This window comes from Pelomonas sp. V22, from assembly GCF_030014915.1.
Classification (GTDB): domain Bacteria; phylum Pseudomonadota; class Gammaproteobacteria; order Burkholderiales; family Burkholderiaceae_C; genus JAUASW01.
On sequence record NZ_JAGIXS010000001.1, the window covers coordinates 712,609 to 730,260 of the forward strand.

The 17,652-nt window shown below is 66.7% G+C and carries 21 protein-coding genes; 9 read left to right on the forward strand and 12 right to left on the reverse strand.

The features are described 5' to 3' along the window. Nucleotides 1-2: 2 nt before the first annotated feature. Complete coding sequence (gene hemN / locus J7U46_RS03150) at nt 3-1,406, reverse strand: oxygen-independent coproporphyrinogen III oxidase (RefSeq protein ID WP_282823374.1); 1,404 nt, start codon at nt 1,404-1,406, stop codon at nt 3-5. Between the two features lie 125 nt (nt 1,407-1,531). Between hemN and fnr the strand changes: the two genes are divergently transcribed. After that, nucleotides 1,532-2,275 (forward strand): fumarate/nitrate reduction transcriptional regulator Fnr, encoded by a 744-nt coding sequence (fnr, locus tag J7U46_RS03155; RefSeq protein ID WP_282824948.1) that lies wholly within the window; start codon nt 1,532-1,534, stop codon nt 2,273-2,275. 211 nt (nt 2,276-2,486) lie between these two features. Here fnr and J7U46_RS03160 read toward each other — a convergent pair whose 3' ends face one another. Genes J7U46_RS03160 through J7U46_RS03200 form a run of 9 tightly spaced genes read right to left on the reverse strand, consistent with a single transcriptional unit; the run spans nt 2,487 to nt 10,037 of the window. Next, the gene (locus tag J7U46_RS03160) at nt 2,487-2,768 is read right to left on the reverse strand and encodes a hypothetical protein (protein ID WP_282823375.1); all 282 of its coding nucleotides are present in this window, start codon (nt 2,766-2,768) and stop codon (nt 2,487-2,489) included. Continuing rightward, nucleotides 2,765-2,998, reverse strand: coding sequence for a hypothetical protein (locus J7U46_RS03165; protein WP_282823376.1), 234 nt, complete (start codon nt 2,996-2,998; stop codon nt 2,765-2,767). Before J7U46_RS03165 ends, J7U46_RS03160 begins: the two co-directional genes overlap by 4 nt. A gap of 20 nt (nt 2,999-3,018) precedes the next feature. Further along, a complete protein-coding gene (ccoG, locus tag J7U46_RS03170; RefSeq protein WP_282823377.1) occupies nt 3,019-4,425 on the reverse strand; it encodes a cytochrome c oxidase accessory protein CcoG in 1,407 nt (468 codons plus the stop codon). 7 nt (nt 4,426-4,432) lie between these two features. Beyond that, nucleotides 4,433-5,341, reverse strand: a complete 909-nt coding sequence (gene ccoP / locus J7U46_RS03175) for a cytochrome-c oxidase, cbb3-type subunit III (RefSeq protein ID WP_282823378.1) — start codon at nt 5,339-5,341, stop codon at nt 4,433-4,435. Then, a complete protein-coding gene (locus J7U46_RS03180; protein WP_282823379.1) occupies nt 5,334-5,495 on the reverse strand; it encodes a CcoQ/FixQ family Cbb3-type cytochrome c oxidase assembly chaperone in 162 nt (53 codons plus the stop codon). The genes ccoP and J7U46_RS03180 overlap by 8 nt, the downstream gene beginning before the upstream one ends. Nucleotides 5,496-5,512: 17 nt before the next feature. Next, nucleotides 5,513-6,130 carry a cytochrome-c oxidase, cbb3-type subunit II gene (gene ccoO, locus J7U46_RS03185; protein WP_282823380.1) on the reverse strand — a complete coding sequence of 206 codons (618 nt, stop codon included), beginning with the start codon at nt 6,128-6,130 and terminating at the stop codon, nt 5,513-5,515. Between the two features lie 12 nt (nt 6,131-6,142). Continuing rightward, nucleotides 6,143-7,582 (reverse strand): cytochrome-c oxidase, cbb3-type subunit I, encoded by a 1,440-nt coding sequence (gene ccoN, locus J7U46_RS03190; RefSeq protein ID WP_282823381.1) that lies wholly within the window; start codon nt 7,580-7,582, stop codon nt 6,143-6,145. Between the two features lie 56 nt (nt 7,583-7,638). Next, the gene (ccoS, locus tag J7U46_RS03195; protein WP_282823382.1) at nt 7,639-7,809 is read right to left on the reverse strand and encodes a cbb3-type cytochrome oxidase assembly protein CcoS; all 171 of its coding nucleotides are present in this window, start codon (nt 7,807-7,809) and stop codon (nt 7,639-7,641) included. A gap of 14 nt (nt 7,810-7,823) precedes the next feature. Then, the gene (locus J7U46_RS03200; RefSeq protein WP_282823383.1) at nt 7,824-10,037 is read right to left on the reverse strand and encodes a cation-translocating P-type ATPase; all 2,214 of its coding nucleotides are present in this window, start codon (nt 10,035-10,037) and stop codon (nt 7,824-7,826) included. A 59-nt stretch (nt 10,038-10,096) separates the two neighbouring features. Between J7U46_RS03200 and J7U46_RS03205 the strand changes: the two genes are divergently transcribed. After that, complete coding sequence (locus J7U46_RS03205; protein ID WP_282823384.1) at nt 10,097-10,549, forward strand: DUF192 domain-containing protein; 453 nt, start codon at nt 10,097-10,099, stop codon at nt 10,547-10,549. A gap of 43 nt (nt 10,550-10,592) precedes the next feature. Here J7U46_RS03205 and J7U46_RS03210 read toward each other — a convergent pair whose 3' ends face one another. Next, nucleotides 10,593-11,174: a Fe-Mn family superoxide dismutase gene (locus J7U46_RS03210; RefSeq protein WP_282823385.1), complete on the reverse strand. Its 582-nt coding sequence runs from the start codon at nt 11,172-11,174 to the stop codon at nt 10,593-10,595. A gap of 60 nt (nt 11,175-11,234) precedes the next feature. Beyond that, on the reverse strand, nt 11,235-12,527 hold the full coding sequence (xseA, locus tag J7U46_RS03215) for an exodeoxyribonuclease VII large subunit (RefSeq protein ID WP_282823386.1): 1,293 nt from the start codon (nt 12,525-12,527) through the stop codon (nt 11,235-11,237). A 334-nt stretch (nt 12,528-12,861) separates the two neighbouring features. Between xseA and J7U46_RS03220 the strand changes: the two genes are divergently transcribed. From J7U46_RS03220 to J7U46_RS03250, 7 genes are all read left to right on the forward strand, one after another. Then, nucleotides 12,862-13,539 (forward strand): MotA/TolQ/ExbB proton channel family protein, encoded by a 678-nt coding sequence (locus tag J7U46_RS03220; RefSeq protein ID WP_282823387.1) that lies wholly within the window; start codon nt 12,862-12,864, stop codon nt 13,537-13,539. Nucleotides 13,540-13,542: 3 nt separating this feature from the next. Next, a complete protein-coding gene (locus J7U46_RS03225; protein WP_282823388.1) occupies nt 13,543-13,959 on the forward strand; it encodes a biopolymer transporter ExbD in 417 nt (138 codons plus the stop codon). After that, entirely contained in the window at nt 13,956-14,984 is a 1,029-nt protein-coding gene (lpxK, locus tag J7U46_RS03230; protein ID WP_282823389.1) for a tetraacyldisaccharide 4'-kinase, read from the forward strand. Before J7U46_RS03225 ends, lpxK begins: the two co-directional genes overlap by 4 nt. Next, nucleotides 14,977-15,180 carry a Trm112 family protein gene (locus J7U46_RS03235; RefSeq protein ID WP_282823390.1) on the forward strand — a complete coding sequence of 68 codons (204 nt, stop codon included), beginning with the start codon at nt 14,977-14,979 and terminating at the stop codon, nt 15,178-15,180. The genes lpxK and J7U46_RS03235 overlap by 8 nt, the downstream gene beginning before the upstream one ends. Next, nucleotides 15,177-15,932 carry a 3-deoxy-manno-octulosonate cytidylyltransferase gene (gene kdsB, locus J7U46_RS03240; RefSeq protein ID WP_282823391.1) on the forward strand — a complete coding sequence of 252 codons (756 nt, stop codon included), beginning with the start codon at nt 15,177-15,179 and terminating at the stop codon, nt 15,930-15,932. The genes J7U46_RS03235 and kdsB overlap by 4 nt, the downstream gene beginning before the upstream one ends. A 146-nt stretch (nt 15,933-16,078) precedes the next feature. Further along, nucleotides 16,079-16,732 carry an adenylate kinase gene (adk, locus tag J7U46_RS03245; RefSeq protein ID WP_282823392.1) on the forward strand — a complete coding sequence of 218 codons (654 nt, stop codon included), beginning with the start codon at nt 16,079-16,081 and terminating at the stop codon, nt 16,730-16,732. Nucleotides 16,733-16,822: 90 nt separating this feature from the next. Next, the gene (locus tag J7U46_RS03250; RefSeq protein ID WP_282823393.1) at nt 16,823-17,581 is read left to right on the forward strand and encodes a 3-hydroxyacyl-CoA dehydrogenase; all 759 of its coding nucleotides are present in this window, start codon (nt 16,823-16,825) and stop codon (nt 17,579-17,581) included. Nucleotides 17,582-17,652: the final 71 nt, after the last annotated feature.

Here is a 17,652-nt window from a genome sequence, read left to right on the forward strand (position 1 = left end):
GTTCAGATGATGCGCGAGAACCGCGCGCGCTGCTGATCAGCCTGCAGATAGCGGTCGAACACCATGGCCACGGCGCGCACAAAGTACCAGCCCAGGGCCGTCACCTGGATGGCGCCGTCTTCCAGCTCCACCATGCCAGTCTCGGACAATGCGCGCAGCCGCTCCAGCTCGGGTGCGAAGTAACGCTTGAAGTCGACCAGATGCGCCAGCTCGATGGACTCGAACTCCACCCGACCCTGGCACATCAGCGCCATGATGACGGCGCGGCGCACCAGGTCGTCCCGGTTCAGCGCGAGGCCGCGCGTGACCGGCAGCTCATCCTGCCGCAGCGCGTCGTAGTACTCGGGCAGCGTCTTGACGCTCTGGCTGTAGGTGGCGCCCACGCGGCCGATGCTGGAGACGCCAAGGCCGATCAGGTCGCAATCCGGCTGCGTGCTGTAGCCCTGGAAGTTGCGATGCAGCCGCCCCTGGCGCTTGGCCACGGCCAGCGAATCGGTGGACAGCGCGAAGTGGTCCATGCCGATGTAGCTGTAGCCGTTCGAAAGAAAGCCGCCGATGGCGCCAGCGAGCATCTGGATCTTGTCGGCCGCCTGCGGCAGCTCGGCCGCGTCAATCCGGCGCTGCGGCTTGAATCGCTGCGGCAGATGAGCATAGCCGTAGAGCGCGATGCGGTCCGGCTTCAGGGCCGACACCTGGGCCACCGTGCGGGCGAACGAGGTTGGCGTCTGCAACGGCAGGCCGTAGATCAGGTCCACGTTGATCGATTCGAAGCCGAGCGCGCGCGCCTCCTTCATCAAGCTCACGACGCTGTCATGGCTCTGGATGCGGTGCACCGCCTTCTGCACCTCGGGATCGAAGTCCTGCACACCGAAGGACAGGCGGTTGAAGCCGATCTTGCGCAGATGAGCCAGGCGTTCCGCGTTGACGGTGCGCGGGTCCACCTCGATGGACACCTCTGCCGTCGGCTGCAGGCGGAAGGCCTGGCGCAGGTCGGCCATCAAGGCCTCCAGCTCGCCATCATTCAGAAAGGTCGGCGAGCCGCCGCCGAAGTGCAGTTGCGACACCTGCGGCTGGCGGTCCAGGTGGCGCAGCGTCAGCGCCAGCTCCTTGCGCAGGGCCACCAGATACTCGCCGGCCCGCTCGTGGTGCTTGGTGATCACCTTGTTGCAGGCGCAGTAATAGCAGACCGATTCGCAGAACGGAATGTGCACATAGACCGACAGCGGCGCGCTGCCGCCGACCATGGCCTTGCGCTGCTCCAGTGCCTGGATGTACTCGGTCTCGCCAAAGGCCTCGACAAAGCGATCAGCGGTCGGGTAGGAGGTGTAGCGGGGCCCGGCAACGTCGAAGCGGCGCAGCAGGTCGGCATCGATGCCGGCGGGTGTTTCATGAAGCGTCTTGACCATGAACGCTACTCTGCCAAGCGCACAGGGATGAGACTTGATCCGCATCAATCTCCCTGCGGGTGCGGCAACGAACAATGGCCCACACATTGAGGATCATCATGTTGACCGACACCGCCACGAGTGCCATGACCGCCACCAGCCCCATCAAGCCCGAACCCTTCAAGGTCGCCTGCTCCAGCTGCAATCTGCGCGAGCTGTGCCTGCCGGTGGGCCTGAGCCAGGAAAACATCGACCAGATCGACAGCCTCGTGGGCCAGCGCAAGCAGGTGCCGCGCGGCGAGGCCCTGTTCCGCACCGGCGACGTCTTCCAGTCGATCTTTGCGGTGCGCACCGGCTTCTTCAAGACCTGCGTGTCCTCGGAAGACGGCCGCGACCAGGTGACCGGCTTCCAGATGGCCGGCGAGCTGCTGGGCCTCGACGGCATCAGCGGCGACCGCCACAGCTGCGACGCCGTGGCGCTGGAGGATTCGCAGGTCTGCGTGATTCCGTTCAGCCGCCTGGAAGAACTCTCGCGCGAGTTCAACGAGCTGCAGCGCCAGTTCCACAAGATCATGAGCCGCGAGATTGTGCGCGACCATGGCGTGATGCTGCTGCTCGGCTCGATGCGCGCTGAAGAGCGCCTCGCCGCCTTCCTCCTGAACCTCACGCAGCGCCTGCAGGCCCGCGGCTTCTCGGCCTCCAGCCTGGTGCTGCGCATGACGCGCGAAGAAATCGGCAGCTACCTCGGCCTCAAGCTCGAGACGGTCAGCCGCACCTTCTCCAAGTTCCAGGAAGACGGCCTGCTCGAGGTGAAGCAGCGCCAGATCCGCATCGTCAACCTGCCGGGCCTGCAACAGCTGGTCAACGGCACGAACTGCGCCGCCAACTAGCGGAAACTTCGCGGACCGAGCGCCGGGCCGCTCCCAAGCCGGCCCGCATTGGCGATGTGCTTGCCGGTCGATCCGGCGAGCATCGCCGTCCCCTCGGGGGAGCGAGCTCGCACCGATCAAGCGCCTGCGCGCTCGATCGCGGCTGGCAAGCGCCAACCGGCATGCTTGCCGGTTGGCCGGCCAAGGTACACCTTCGACGAGGGGCTCCGTTTCAGCGGGGCCAGTGAGGGGCGTTTCGGCGCCCCTTTTCTTCTTCATCCGGCAAGCGAGCCAGCAGCACGCTGATGCCGCAGGCGATGCTGATCACCAGCCACAGCACCAGGAAGCACAGCGTGTAGGTGCCCTGGATTGAGAGGCCCAGCCGTTCGCTGACCCAGAGGTCGCTGGGATCGACCCCGGCGAAGATCAGCGCCTCCAGCACGCCGGCCATCAGAAAGGCCGGCCACAGCACGACCATGGCGAGGCCCCGCCCGCTGACCGGCTCGGTGCTCATTGGCCGCCCGTGGCCGCGTGGTTGCGCGCCCGCATCGCCGGCTGCTGGGCAGCATCGTCGATACCGTCGGCCGAGGGCCGCGAGGCCTGCTCGATCACCGGGTCGGGATGGGTGATGGCCAGGGTCAGCGTGGCGAAGCTCGCCACCACCACCGCAGCCGGACCACCCAGCACCAGCCACATGAATCGATAACGCCACCAGGGCTGAGCTGCAGTCGTTGCGTCGGACATGGGGACTCCTTGTTTTGCACTCATCGTGGCACCACGAAGGTGGATTTCTCGGCCAGCGGGGCCGCACCCGCGCCGTCCAGGACAAACTCGATGTGCTGAGCGCCAGCCCCCGCCGCTGCGGCGGCCTCGGGCGGCAGGCGCAGGGACACCGTGACCCAGCGCGCCTCGGCCGGCGCCAGCGTGAGATTCATCGGTGCTGCGAGCTTCAGGCCCTGCAGACCGCGCGCATCAAGCCGCAGCGTCTGCTGCTGTTCGGTGGCATTCATCAGCTGCACGCGGTACACGTTCTCGACCAGGCCATCCTCGACGATGCGGGCCAGGCTGGCGCGGTCACGCACCACGTCCATGCGCACCGGGGCGCGCGTAGCCAGGCTGTACACCAGGGCGGCACAGACCAGCAGCAGCACGGCCGAATAGACCAGCACGCGCGGCCGGAACATGCGCCGTATCAGCTGCAGCTTGGTCAGGTGCTGCGACAGACCGTTCTCGGTGTCGTAACGGATCAGGCCGCGCGGGTAGCTCATCTTGTCCATCACGTCGTTGCAGACGTCGATGCAGGCCGCGCAGCCTATGCACTCGTATTGCAGGCCCTTGCGGATGTCGATGCCAGTCGGGCAGACCTGAACACACAGCGTGCAGTCGATGCAGGAGCCGAGGCCTTCGGCCTTGGGATCCGCCTTCTTGCTGCGCGAGCCACGCGGCTCGCCCCGCTCGGCGTCGTAGCTGATGATCAGCGTGTCCTTGTCGAACATCGCACTCTGGAAGCGTGCGTACGGGCACATGTACTTGCAGACCTGCTCGCGCATGTAGCCAGCATTGCCGTAAGTGGCGAAGCCGTAGAACAGCACCCAGAAGGTCTCCCAGGGACCGAGGCCGAAGCCCATCACCTCGGCCGCCAGCAGCTTGATCGGCGTGAAGTAGCCGACGAAGGTGAAGCCGGTCCACAAGCCGAGGCCTATCCAGGCGACCTGCTTGCCGCTCTTGCGCCAGAGCTTGTTGAAGTTCCAGGGCGACTTGTCGAGCTTGATGCGGGCCTGGCGGTCACCCTCGAAGAGCTTCTCCACCCACATGAAAATCTCGGTGTAGACCGTCTGCGGGCAGGCATAACCGCACCACAGTCGCCCGGCCACCGCTGTGAACAGGAACAGCGCGTAGGCCGAGATCATCAGCAGCGCCGTCAGGTAGATGAAGTCCTGCGGATACAGGACCAGGCCGAAGATGTAGAAGCGCCGGCTGCCGAGGTCGAACAGCACGGCCTGGCGGGCGTTCCATTCCAGCCAAGGCAGGCCGTAGAACAGCAGCTGCGTGCCCCACACCAGCGCCCAGCGCCAGGCCGCGAACCAGCCGTGGACGGCACGCGGATGGATCTTGTCCTGGGCCTTGTACAGCGAGATGACCTGGACGCTGGAATCTTCGGACTGATTCATCGGGAACTTACTGCTTGGCCCCGCTGTGCGAGAGCGACCAGACATAGGCTGCGAGCACGTGAATCTGGTCAGGACTCAAGCGCGACTCGTGGGCCGGCATCTGGTTGGTCTTGCCCTCGTTGATCATGCGCATCACCGCCTCTTCGCCCCAGCCGTGCAGCCAGATCTTGTCGGTCAAGTTGGGGGCGCCCAGGGCCTGGTTGCCCTTGCCGTCCATGCCATGGCAGGCGGCGCAGGCACCGAACTTGGCCTTGCCCAGTTGCGCAGCGATCGAGTTGTGCGGGCTGCCCGAGAGACTCAGCACATAGTTGGCGACGTTCTTCACGTCTTCGGCACCACCCACGGCTGCCGCCATGGGCGGCATCTGGCCCTGGCGGCCCTTGCCGATCGTCTGGACGATGGTCTCGTGGCTGCCGCCATAGAGCCAGTCGTCGTCGGTCAGGTTCGGGAAGCCCTTGCTGCCCTTGGCGTCGGAGCCATGGCAACCCGCGCAGTTGTTGGCGAACAGGCGCTCGCCAATGCCCATCGCCTGCGGATCCTGGGCCAGCTTCTCAGCAGGCTGGCCTTGGTACTTGGCGTAGACCTGGGCCATGGCTTCCTGAGCCTTCTTCATCTCCTGCTGGTGCTGGCCCTCGCTGCTCCAGCCGAGGCTGCCGGCCATGGCGCCGAGGCCAGGATAGAGCGCCAGGTAGACACCGGCGAACACCACAGTCAGCACGAACAGGCCCATCCACCAGCGCGGCAGCGGGTTGTTCAGCTCACGCAGGTCTTCGTCCCAGACGTGGCCGGTGGTGTTGTCATTGGCCATCACACGGCGTCGCGCCGCGATGATCAGCAAAAGCAGGCACAGCACCAGACCCACGATCGTGGCGCCAGCCACGAACCAGGACCAGCTGGCAGAAACAAAATCACTCATTGCTTGCTCCTTGCGAGCCCGGCTGTTCGTCGGCAAACGGCAGTGCGGCAGCTTCATCGAAGTTGCGCGCGCGCTGGTAAGCCCACCACACGATGGCGCCGAAGCAGGCCAGCGACAGCAGGGTCACGACGATTCGAATTTGGTTGAGATCCATGACAGGGCCTCGCTTGCTTATTTCACCGAGGTGCCCAGCACCTGCAGGTAGGCGATCACGGCTTCCAGCTCGGTCTTGCCCTTGACGGCTTCGGCAGCACCGGCCACTTCCTCGTCGCTGTAAGGCGCGCCGAGGGTGCGCAGTACGCTCAGCTTCTTGCCCATGTCGCTCGCGTCGACCGGGCTCTTGGCGAGCCAGGGGTAGGCCGGCATGTTGGACTCGGGCACCAGGTCGCGCGGGTTGGTCAGGTGGATGCGATGCCATTCATCGCTGTACTTGCCACCCACGCGCTGCAGATCGGGTCCGGTGCGCTTGCTGCCCCACTGGAATGGCCGGTCGTAGACGAACTCGCCGGCCAGCGAGTAGTGGCCATAGCGCAGCGTCTCGGCGCGGAAAGGGCGAATCATCTGCGAGTGGCAGTTGTAGCAACCTTCGCGCACGTAGATGTCGCGGCCTGCCACCTGCAGCGCCGTGTAGGGCTTGAGGCCGGCTACAGGCTGCGTCGTGGAACGCTGGAAGAACAGCGGCACGATCTCGACGATGCCACCGACGATGACCGTCAGCAGCACCAACACGATCATCAGGAAATTGCTGGTCTCGATCTTCTCGTGACCGGAAACGGTTTTGCTTGCCATTGATTGTTCTCCTCAGGCGTGGGCCAGCACGGGCGGCACGGCCACCGGCGTGGTCTTGCCAGCCTGCACGGTCTTCACCACGTTCCAGGCCATGATCAGCATGCCGCTGAGGTACAGCAGGCCGCCGGTGAGGCGCACGACATAGAACGGATAGGTGGCCTTGACGCTCTCGACGAAGGTGTAGACCAGGGTGCCGTCCGGATTGACCGCACGCCACATCAGGCCTTGCATCACGCCGGCAATCCACATCGCGGCGATGTAGAGCACGATGCCCAGGGTCGCGATCCAGAAGTGCAGCTCGATGGCGCGCTTGCTGAACATCTCGGTGCGGCCATACATGCGCGGGATCAGGTGGTACAGGCAGCCCATCGAAATGAGGCCCACCCATCCGAGCGCACCGCTGTGCACGTGGCCGACGGTCCAGTCGGTGTAGTGCGAGAGCGCGTTGACCGTCTTGATCGACATCATCGGACCCTCGAAGGTCGACATGCCATAGAAGGACAGCGAGACGATCAGGAACTTCAGGATGGGGTCGTCACGCAGCTTGTGCCAGGCCCCGCTCAGGGTCATGATGCCGTTGATCATGCCACCCCAGCTCGGCGCCAGCAGCACCAGCGAGAACACCATGCCCACGCTCTGCGCCCAGTCCGGCAGCGCCGTGTAGTGCAGGTGGTGGGGGCCCGCCCACATGTAGGTGAAGATCAGCGCCCAGAAGTGGACGATGGACAAGCGGTAGCTGTAGACCGGACGGCCAGCCTGCTTGGGGATGTAGTAGTACATCATCCCGAGGAAGCCGGCGGTCAGGAAGAAGCCGACGGCGTTATGGCCGTACCACCACTGCACCATCGCGTCCTGCACGCCGGCGTAGGCGGAGTAGCTCTTGAAGAGGTTCACAGGCAGTGCCGCGCTGTTGACCAGGTGCAGGAGCGCCACGGCAATGATGAAGGCGCCAAAGAACCAGTTGGCCACGTAGATGTGGCGGATCTTGCGCGTGCCCACGGTGCCGAAGAACACGATGGCATAGCTGACCCAGGCGACGGTGATCAAAAGATCAACCGGCCACTCCAGCTCTGCATACTCCTTGCCGCTGGTGATGCCCAGTGGCAGCGAAACTGCTGCAGCAACGATCACCAACTGCCAGGCCCAGAAGGTGAACCAGGCCAGGCCAGGCGCAAACAGCCGCGTCTGGCCGGTGCGCTGAACCACGTGGTAGGACGTGGCGAACAGCGCGCAGCCCCCAAAGGCAAAAATCACCGCATTGGTGTGCAGCGGCCGCAGGCGGCCGTAGCTGAGCCAGGAGATGCCTCCCAGAAAATCGGGCCAGGCCAGTTGGGCGGCGATGATCACGCCCACCAACATTCCGACCACGCCCCAGAGGACCGCCGCCAGCGCGAATGCGCGGACCGGTCCGTCCTCGTAGTTGATCGCCGTACTCGGCGCAGTTTGGGCCATTGCCACACTCCTTTTCAGTCAATGCGCTTCAATGAAAGGAATTGTTCGGTGGCCGCTCAGCGCGAGCCTTGATCGCCATCAACCACCGGCAAGTCATCGTCAATAATTCGCCCGCCTTCGCGCTCCAGGTCGTCCAACTGGCCACTGTTGAGCGCCCAGCCGAACAAGCCGATCAGCACCAGCACCAACAGCACCGACAGTGGGACGAGCAGGTAAAGGGATTCCATCGCTCGCTTCCAGTTCAGTTTCTGCTCAGACGCAGGGCATTGGCCACCACGGCCAGCGAGCTCAGCGCCATCCCGAGGCCCGCCGCCCAGGGCGGCAGCCAGCCGGTGAGCGCCAAGGGCACACAAGCCAGGTTGTAGAGCGCCGCCCAGGCCAGGTTTTGTACAACCACGCGGCGCATGCGCAGGGCCAGCAGGCGCGCGCGCGGCAGCTCGGCCAGCCGTTCGCTGATCAAGACGGCATCGGCTTCGGCCCGGGCCAGCAAGGCGCCCTGCCCCATCACCACGCTGGCATCTGCACGCGCCAGCACCGGCGCATCGTTGATGCCATCGCCGACCATCAAGACCTTGTGGCCAGCGGCCTGCAGCTCGGCCACCACAGCCAGCTTGCGCTCGGGGCTGGCGCCGGCGATGCAGCGCTGCACGCCGGCCGCCGCCGCCACACGCTCGACCCGCTCGGGCGCGTCGCCCGACAGCAGCAGGGTTTGCACGCCGGCGGCATGCCAGGCCGCCATGGCCTCGGCGGCGCCGGCTCGCAACTGTTCATCGAACTGCAGCCACAGCAAGACCTGACCCTCTTTACCGAATGCCAACTGCGCCCGACCGTCCGAGGGATCGCGCCCCTCGCCCACCCAGGCTGGCGCGCCAAGGCGCCAGAGACGGCCGCTCAGGTCAAAAGCCTCGAGACCTCGGCCCGGGAGTTCGCGCACGTCGCGCCAGTCGGCCTGCGCTTCGGGCCAGGCCCGCGACAGCGCCTGCGACAGCGGATGGCGCGACTGTGCCGCCAGTGCCGCAGCCTGCGCGGGCAAGCCGGCGTCGGCGCCCTCGGCCAGCCATTGCTGGCGCAGCTGCAGTTGCTCCTCGGTCAGTGTGCCAGTCTTGTCCAGCACCAGCATGTCGATCTCCGCCAGCGCCTCCAGCAACTCGGTGCGGCGCAGCAGCAAGCCGCGTCGCGCCAGCGCGCCGGTGGCTGCCACGCGGGCCGCCGGCGCCGCCAGCGACAGTGCGCAGGGGCAGGTGACGATCAGCACCGAAACCGCCACCCAGACCGCACGCCCCGGTTCATGCCACGACCACCAGGCTGCCGCCAACGCGGCCAGCAGCAAAACGACCCACAGGAAAGGTCCGGCCACGCGTTCGGCCAGCGCCACGCCGGCCGGCTTCTGGCTCAGCGCCTCGCGCATCAACTGCACGATCGCCTCATAGCGGGTGTCGGTACCGACGCGCTCCACGCGCACCAGCAGCGGAGCATCGAGATTGAGGCTGCCGGCGACCACGCCGTCGCCCGGGCCCTTGGCCACCGGCAAGGACTCGCCATTGAGCAAGGCCTCGTTCACGGCACTGCAGCCCTGCTCCACCCGACCATCGGCCGCAAAAGCCTGGCCCGCGCAGACGCGCAGCAGGTCACCGGCGCGCAGCCGGCTCGGATGGATCTGCTCGCTGCGGCCTTCGGCATCGAGGCGCTCGGCCAGCTCGGGCAGCTTGACCGCCGTACGCTCCAGCTCCTCAGCCGCGCGATGGCGCCAGCGCAACTCGAGGTAGCGCCCGGCCAGCAGGAAGCTGACGAACATGGTCAGTGAATCGAAATAGACCTCGTGGCCGAACAAACCGCCGGGCTCGAAGGTGGCGCCGCTGCTGGCCACGAAGGCCACGATCAGGCCCAGGGCCACGGGCACGTCCATGCCCAGCTGGCGCTGGCGCAGTTGCCGCCAGGCACCGCTAAAGAAAGGCGTGGCCGAGAACAACAGCACTGGCAGGCTCAGCACCCATTCCCCCCATTGCAAGAGGCGCACCAGGTCGGGCGCCATCTCGCCGGGCTCGGCCCAGTAGATGGGTGCGGCGAGCATCATCACCTGCATCATCATGAAGCCGGCCACAAAGAGCCGCCACAGCGCCTGGCGTTGCTCGCGCTGGCGCAGTTGGCGGGCCTCGGCGGCCACATCGGGCACGGCGCCATAGCCGGCTTTCTCTATGGCCGCCACCAAGCGGGCCAGCGTGGTCTGGCCGGGCTGCCAGCGCAGGCTCAGCCGCGCTGCGGCCGCATGCACCGTGGCGGCCAACACGCCGGGCTCGGCCAGCAAGGCCCGCTCGACGATGCCGGCACAGGCCGCGCAATGCAGGCCCGAGAGCTGCAAGGCAGATAGCGCCTGCTCACCCTCCCAGCGCGTGAAGGGCGCCAGCAGGGCCGGATCGTCAGGAGGGGCTGGAATGGCGATGCTGGGTGCAGTCATTGAGGGCGAACGCAACAAGTGCGTCGCTCCATAATCTACACAAACTGCATGATTTCCACATGATTCAAATCAAGACTCGCGCCGGGGCCGGCCTCGCCCTCGCCTTGGCCTGCAGCGGGGTGTCGGCCCAGGACCATGCCCAGCAACTGCCCAGCATCCAGCTCGGCGCCGGCATGCACCTGATCCAGGCCGAGGTGGCGCAGTCCGACGAGCAGCGCGCCATCGGCCTGATGCACCGGCCCAGCATGCCCGCCAACAACGGCATGCTCTTCGTGTTCGAGCAGCCGCAGCCGCAGTGCTTCTGGATGAAGAACACCTTGCTGCCGCTGTCCATCGCCTTCATCGCCGACGACGGCACCATCGTCAACATCGAGGAGATGAAGGCCCAGACGCTGGACTCGCACTGCTCGGCCAAGCCGGTGCGCTATGCGCTCGAGATGAACACCGGCTGGTTTGCCAAGAAGGGCATCAAGCCCGGCACGAAGCTGCGCGGCAAGCCCTGGGGGCAATGAAGAAAGCCGGCGCGAGGCCGGCTTTCTTTTGGGGCAAACCCGATCAGGCGTAGTTGGCCTGAGCGAATTCCCAGTTCACCAGGTTCGAGAGGAAGGTCTCGACGAACTTCTGGCGCAGGTTGCGGTAGTCGATGTAGTAGGCGTGTTCCCACACGTCGACGGTCAGCAGGGCCTTGTCGGCGGTGGTCAGCGGCGTGCCGGCGGCACCGGTGTTGACGATGTCGACCGAGCCGTCGGCCTTCTTCACCAGCCAGGTCCAGCCCGAACCGAAGTTGCCGACGGCGCTCTTCACGAAAGCTTCCTTGAAGGCGTCGTAGCTGCCCCACTTGGCGTTGATGGCATCAGCCAGCGCGCCGCTCGGAGCACCGCCGCCCGCCGGCTTCATGCAGTTCCAGAAGAAGGTGTGGTTCCAGATCTGGGCGGCGTTGTTGTAGATGCCGCCGCTCGAGGTCTTGACGATCTCTTCCAGCGTCTTGCTCTCGAACTCGGTGCCCTTCTGCAGGTTGTTCAGGTTCACCACATAGGCGTTGTGATGCTTGCCGTGGTGGAACTCCAGCGTCTCGGCGCTGTAGTGCGGTGCCAGGGCGTCCTTGGCATAGGGCAGTGCGGGCAGGGTGTGTTCCATATCAACTCCTTGTGATGTTGGGGGGTGACGCAGGTCGGCGCCGATTGTAGGCAGCGATCCTCAAACCCTTTTGTCTGTACGGACGACATCGAGGTCGGCCGTGCCGTCGGCGAGCACGGCCTTGACCTGCTGGCCTGGCTGCAGCTGAGTGACCGAGGTCAGCGCCTTGCCGGAACCGTCGTCCAGCCAGGCATAGCCGCGCGCCAGTACGCGGGCCGGGTCGAGCGCGGCCAGGCGGGCCTGCAGGCTGTCCAGCCGGCGCTCCTGCGTTTGCAGATGCGTCGGCAAGGCGCGACCGCGACGGGCGTCCAGCACCTCCAGCTTCTGCTGCTGGATCTGCTGGCGCGTGGGCAAGACCTGGCCCCAGCGCTGGGCCAGCAAGGCCAGGCGGCGGCGCTGCTGTCCGAGCGCTTGGCCGGGACGGGCGAGCCGCAGGCCGGCGCGGTCGAGCCGCTGGGCCGCACCGTCGAGCCGCTGCTGCACGCGGCGCTGCAGCGCGCGGGCCAGGCCGGCCAACTCGGCCAGGCAGACCTCGCGCTCCGGCGCTGCCAGCTCGGCAGCGGCCGTGGGCGTGGGCGCGCGCAAGTCGGCCGCCAGGTCGCAAAGCGTGATGTCGGTCTCGTGGCCGACGCCGCAGATGAGCGGCATGTCGGAGGCCGCCACCATGCGCACCAGGCGCTCGTCGTTGAAGGCCCAGAGGTCTTCCATCGAACCGCCACCACGGCACAGGATCAGGGCATCAACCTCGGCTCGATCATTGGCCGTGCGCAGGGCCTTGATCAGGGCGGCCGGCGCTTCCGCGCCCTGCACCGGGCTCGGATAGATGATGACATCGACTTGCGGCGCGCGCCGGGCCAGCGCCGTCAGCACGTCATGCAGGGCTGCGCCGGCGGTGGAGGTGATCACGCCCAGGCGGCGGGGGAAGGCCGGCAGCTCGCGCTTGCGGCTGGCGTCGAAAAGGCCTTCGGCTTCCAGCTGGGCCTTGAGCCGCAGGAACTGCTCGAAGAGCGCGCCGGCACCGGCCTGGCGCATGGCCTCGGCCACGAACTGCAGCTCGCCGCGCGGCTCGTACAAGGCCAGGCGGCCGCGCAACTCCACCAGTTGGCCATCGCGCGGCACAAAGCCAAGCATGCCGGCCGCCCGGCGGAACATGGCGCAGCGCATCAGGGCATTGCCCTCGGCGTCTTTCAGGCTGAAGTAGCAGTGGCCGCTGGCCGCCCGGGTAAAACCCGAGATCTCGCCCTGCACGGTGACGACGGAGAAGCGCGCCTGCAGGCTGTCCGAGACGGCCGCCAGGAGGCCCGCCACCCCCCAGACCACACGTTGCGGCGCGGCTTTGAAGGGCTCAATCATGCGCAAAGCCATTGCTGGCGCGGGTCCAGAACTCCACAGCCGCGCCAATACTGGGCTGGCGGGCCATGTCCGGTGTCACGGACTTGTCACGAGGGGGTAACTGCTTGAATCTCAAGACCTTTTTCCTGCTCAAGAATGAGGCATTCTGTTCCAGGGCGCATTCCTGCGTGCTTCGCGACAGTTGCGCGCAAATTTGCCCACAAAGTTATCCACAGCATCGGTGGATTGTTGGCGGGTTCACCCGGCCGAAAGCGGCTGCGGCTTGGGCCCATAATCGCGCGCTGAACGCCGGCACCGGGCCGGCAGCTGCATCGCAAGCCTCGGAGGGACGCCCTTGTTTTCGATCATACAAGCCGCTGGTTGGCCGATTTACCCGCTCCTGCTGTGCTCGGTGGTGGCCCTGGCCCTGGTCATCGAACGCATCTCCAGCCTGCGCCGCCGCCGCGTCACGCCGCCGCGCCTGCTGGACGAGGTGCTGAGCGTCACCAGCCACAGCCTGCCCAGCGCGGATGTGGTGGAGAAGCTGGCCGACAACTCCGTGCTCGGCGAGGTGCTGGCCAGCGGTGTGCGCGCCGTCATCGTCGAACCGCGCATCACCGAGAACAAGCTGCGCCAGGTCTTCGAGCTGGCCGGCCGCAGCGCCATCCACCAACTGGAGCGCTACCTGAACACGCTGGGCACCATCGCCACGGCGGCACCGCTGCTGGGCCTGCTGGGCACGGTGGTCGGCATGATCGAGATCTTCGGCAGCCAAGGCCCGAGCGGCGGCAACCCGGCGCAGCTCGCGCATGGCATCTCGATCGCGCTCTACAACACGGCCTTCGGCCTGATCGTGGCCATCCCCTCGCTGATGTTCTACCGCTACTTCCGGGGCCAGGTCGAGGAAATCATCCTGGAGCTGGAACAGTCCAGTGACCGCATGCTCGGCCACCTGATGCGCTTTGCGATCCAGCAGCCGCCTGTGGCCCCTGGCAACGGCAATGGCAATGGCAATGGCAACAACAAGGGCTGAGCCATGAAGTTCAGACATCGTCGCGCCGAGGAGCCGGAGATCAACCTGATCCCCTTCATCGACGTGCTGCTGGTGATCCTGATCTTCCTGATGCTGTCGACCACCTACAGCAAGTTCACCGAGCTGCAGGTCAATCTGCCGACGGCCAATGCGGAGAAGCTCAAGGACCGGCCCACCGAAGTCATCGTGGCCGTGGCAGCTGATGGCCGCTATGCGATCAACAAGCAGCTGGTGGACGGGCGCACGCCCGAACTGCTGGCGGCCGCCTTGCGCGCCGCCGCCAATGGCAATGCTGATGCGGTGGTGATCGTCTCGGCCGATGCGGCCGCGGCCCACCAGTCGGTGATCAATGTGATGGACGGGGCGCGCCGCGCCGGTCTCAACCGGCTGAGCTTCGCCACCCAGGGCTCGACGCAGTGAGTCTGGAGGCGCGGGTCCAGCGCGCCTGGAGCGAGGGCGGGCTGCTCGCGCTGGCACTGCGGCCGCTGGGCTGGCTTTATGGCGGCCTGCTGGCACTGCGCAATGGGCTCTACCGCTTCGGCGTCAAGAAGGTCGCGGAACTGCCCGTGCCGGTCATCGTCGTCGGTAACTGGATCGTCGGCGGTGCAGGCAAAACACCGACCACGCTGGGCTTGCTCGACCTGCTGCAACGTGAAGGTATCAGAGCCGGCGTGATCTCGCGCGGCTATGGCCGCAGCGATGAAGAAGGCACGAGGCTGATTGGCAGCGACAGCCTCGCCACAGAGGTCGGCGACGAGCCGCTCCTGATCCATCTGCGAGGCAAGGTGCCGGTAGCCGTGGGCCGCGACCGCGTGGCCGCCGCCGAGGCCTTGCTCGCCGCCCATCCACAACTGCAAGTGCTGATCAGCGACGATGGCCTGCAGCACCTGCGCCTGCCGCGCGCGCTGTCGGTGCTGGTGTTCGACGAGCGCGGTATCGGCAACGGCCGCCTGCTGCCCGCAGGCCCGCTGCGCCAGCCGGCCTGCGAGCAAGTGCCGGACAACAGCCTCGTGCTCTACAACGCCGCCGCGCCGAGCACCGCGCTGCCCGGCTTCCTGGGCCGGCGCAGGCTCAGCGGCGCGGTCAGCCTGCAGGACTGGTGGCAGGGCCAGCCGGCTGAGATGGCCACGCTGGAATCGTTGCAAGGCCGGCCACTGCTGGCCGCCGCCGGCATGGCCCAGCCGCAGCGCTTCTTTGCGATGCTGCGCGAGCAGCAGCTGCAGATCGCCGAGTTGCCCTTGCCCGATCACGCCAGCTTCAGCCCCCTGCCCTGGCCTGTAGACACGGCCGAGGTGCTGGTCACCGAGAAGGATGCCGTCAAGCTGCGCCGGGAGGCTGTGGGCAGCACGCGGGTCTGGGTGGTGGCGCTAGACTTCCGACCCGAACCCGCGTTCGAGCAGGCCTTGCTCGAACGCCTCAAGCCGAGACTTTCGAATCATGGATAACCGATTGCTGGAACTGCTGGTCTGCCCCCTGTGCAAGGGCCCGCTGACCCTGCACCGCAGCGAAGGCCAGCGCGAGCTGATCTGCCACGCCGACCGCCTGGCGTTCCCGGTGCGCGACGACATTCCGGTGATGCTGGAAAACGAGGCCCGCGCCATCGACGCGGCCGAGATGGAAGCGCTCAACGCCGCGCGATGAGCTTCACCGTCGTCATCCCTGCCCGGCTCGCGTCCACGCGCCTGCCCAACAAGCCGCTGGCCGACATCGCCGGCCTGCCGATGATCGTGCGCGTGGCACGCCGTGCGGCGCTCTCCAAGGCCAGTCGCGTCGTCGTGGCCACCGATGCGCCCGAGGTGCTGGCGGCCTGTACGGCCCATGGCGTCGAGGCCATCGCCACGCGGGCCGACCATCCCTCGGGCAGCGACCGCCTGGCCGAGGCCTGTGAGTTGCTGAGCCTCGATGGCACGGACCTGGTCGTCAACGTGCAAGGCGACGAGCCACTGATCGCGCCCGCCATGATCGATGCCTGCGCTGCCCAGTTGCAGGCCCGGACCGACTGTGTGATGAGCACCGTGGCCCATGCGCTCGAGGACGCGGCCGAGTTCGCGAATCCGAATGTGGTCAAGCTGGTGACTGATTTGCGTGGCACGGCCCTCTACTTCTCGCGCGCGCCCATCCCCTGGTGGCGTGATGCGGCCTCGCCGCCCGGCCCGCAGCCCGGCGCCGCGCTGCGCCATGTGGGCCTGTACGCCTATCACGCGGCCTTTCTGCGCCGCTTCCCGACGCTCTCGGTCAGCCCGCTCGAGCGCATCGAATCGCTGGAGCAACTGCGGGTGCTGTGGCACGGCGAGCGCATTGCGGTGCATGTGAGCAGCGAGCGCCCCGGCCCTGGCGTCGACACCCCCGAAGACCTGGAGCGCGTGCGCGCCCTGATCACGGCCGGCCATTGAACCGAGCGGCTGGCGGGCGAGTTTCCAGCCAGCGTCAATCGGCGCGCGCGTCAGCTTGGTGCAGGGCGGCCCATGCTATCCTCGCGCGCAGTTTTGCGGGGCGCTTTACCTGTATGGCGCCCTGCCCTGAGTATTGAGGAGACCCCGTGCGACTGATTCTTCTGGGCGCCCCCGGCGCCGGCAAAGGCACCCAGGCAGCCTTCATCTGCCAAAAGTTCGGCATCCCGCAAATCTCCACCGGCGACATGCTGCGCGCGGCGGTCAAGGCGGGCACGCCGCTGGGTCTGCAGGCCGATGCCGTGATGAAGTCGGGCGGCCTGGTCAGCGACGACCTGATCATCAGCCTGGTCAAGGAACGCATCGCCCAGCCTGATTGCGCCCAGGGTTTCCTGTTCGACGGCTTCCCTCGCACCATTCCGCAGGCCGACGCAATGAAGGCCGCCGGCGTCAAGCTGGACTATGTGCTCGAGATCGACGTGCCCTTCGAGGCCATCATCGAGCGCATGAGCGGTCGCCGCTCGCACCCGGCCTCGGGCCGCACCTACCACGTCAAGTTCAACCCGCCCAAGGTTGAAGGCAAGGACGACGTCACCGGCGAGGACCTGGTCCAGCGCGACGACGACAAGGAAGAGACCGTCAAGAAGCGCCTCGAGGTCTACTCGGCCCAGACGCGCCCGCTGGTGGACTACTACTCGGGCTGGGCCGCAGCGGGCGACACCCAGGCGCCGCAGTACCGCCGCATCGAAGGCATTGGCACGGTCGACGAGATCACCGGCCGCGCGCTGGCAGCGCTCGCCTGAGTCGCCCCCGCATCGAAATCCGAAAGGCCGCCTTCCAGCGGCCTTTTTATTGGTCGACAATTGACGTTTACGTCAACGTAAGGAAGAGACATGGACATCGCAGGCAAAGTATTCATCGTCACCGGCGGCGCCTCGGGCCTGGGTGAAGGCACGGCACGCATGCTGGCGCGCGAAGGCGCGAAGGTCGTGATCGCCGACTTGCAGGCCGAACGCGGCGAGGCCATTGCGGCCGAGCTGGGCGGCGCCTTCGTGCGCTGCGACGTGAGCCAGGAGGCCGACGGCCAGGCCGTCGTCGCCAAGGCCTTGTCGCTGGGCAAACTGATGGGCCTCGTCAACTGCGCCGGCATCGCGCCCGCCACCAAGACCGTGGGCAAGGACGGCGCCCATCCGCTGGCCAGCTTCACCAAGACCATCACGGTCAACCTGATCGGCAGCTTCAACATGATCCGCCTGGCCGCCGAAGCCATGGCCAAGAACGAGCCAGAAGCCACCGGAGAGCGCGGCGTGCTGATCTCGACGGCCTCGGTGGCCGCCTACGACGGCCAGATCGGCCAGGCGGCCTATGCCGCCTCCAAGGGCGGCGTGGTCGGCATGACCCTGCCCATCGCCCGCGATCTGGCCCGCAACGGCATCCGCAACATGACCATCGCTCCCGGCATCTTCGGCACGCCGATGCTGTTCGGCATGCCGCAAGAAGTGCAGGACGCGCTGGCCGCTAACGTGCCCTTCCCTTCGCGCCTGGGCACGCCGGCCGACTATGCCAAGCTGGTGCACCAGATTGTCACCAACGAGATGCTGAACGGCGAAGTGATCCGCCTGGACGGCGCGATCCGCCTGGCGCCGAAGTGATGCCAGAAGCCGCGACAGCGCGACAATGAAAAACGGGCCCCGAGGGGCCCGTTTGCATTTCAGCGTCTTGC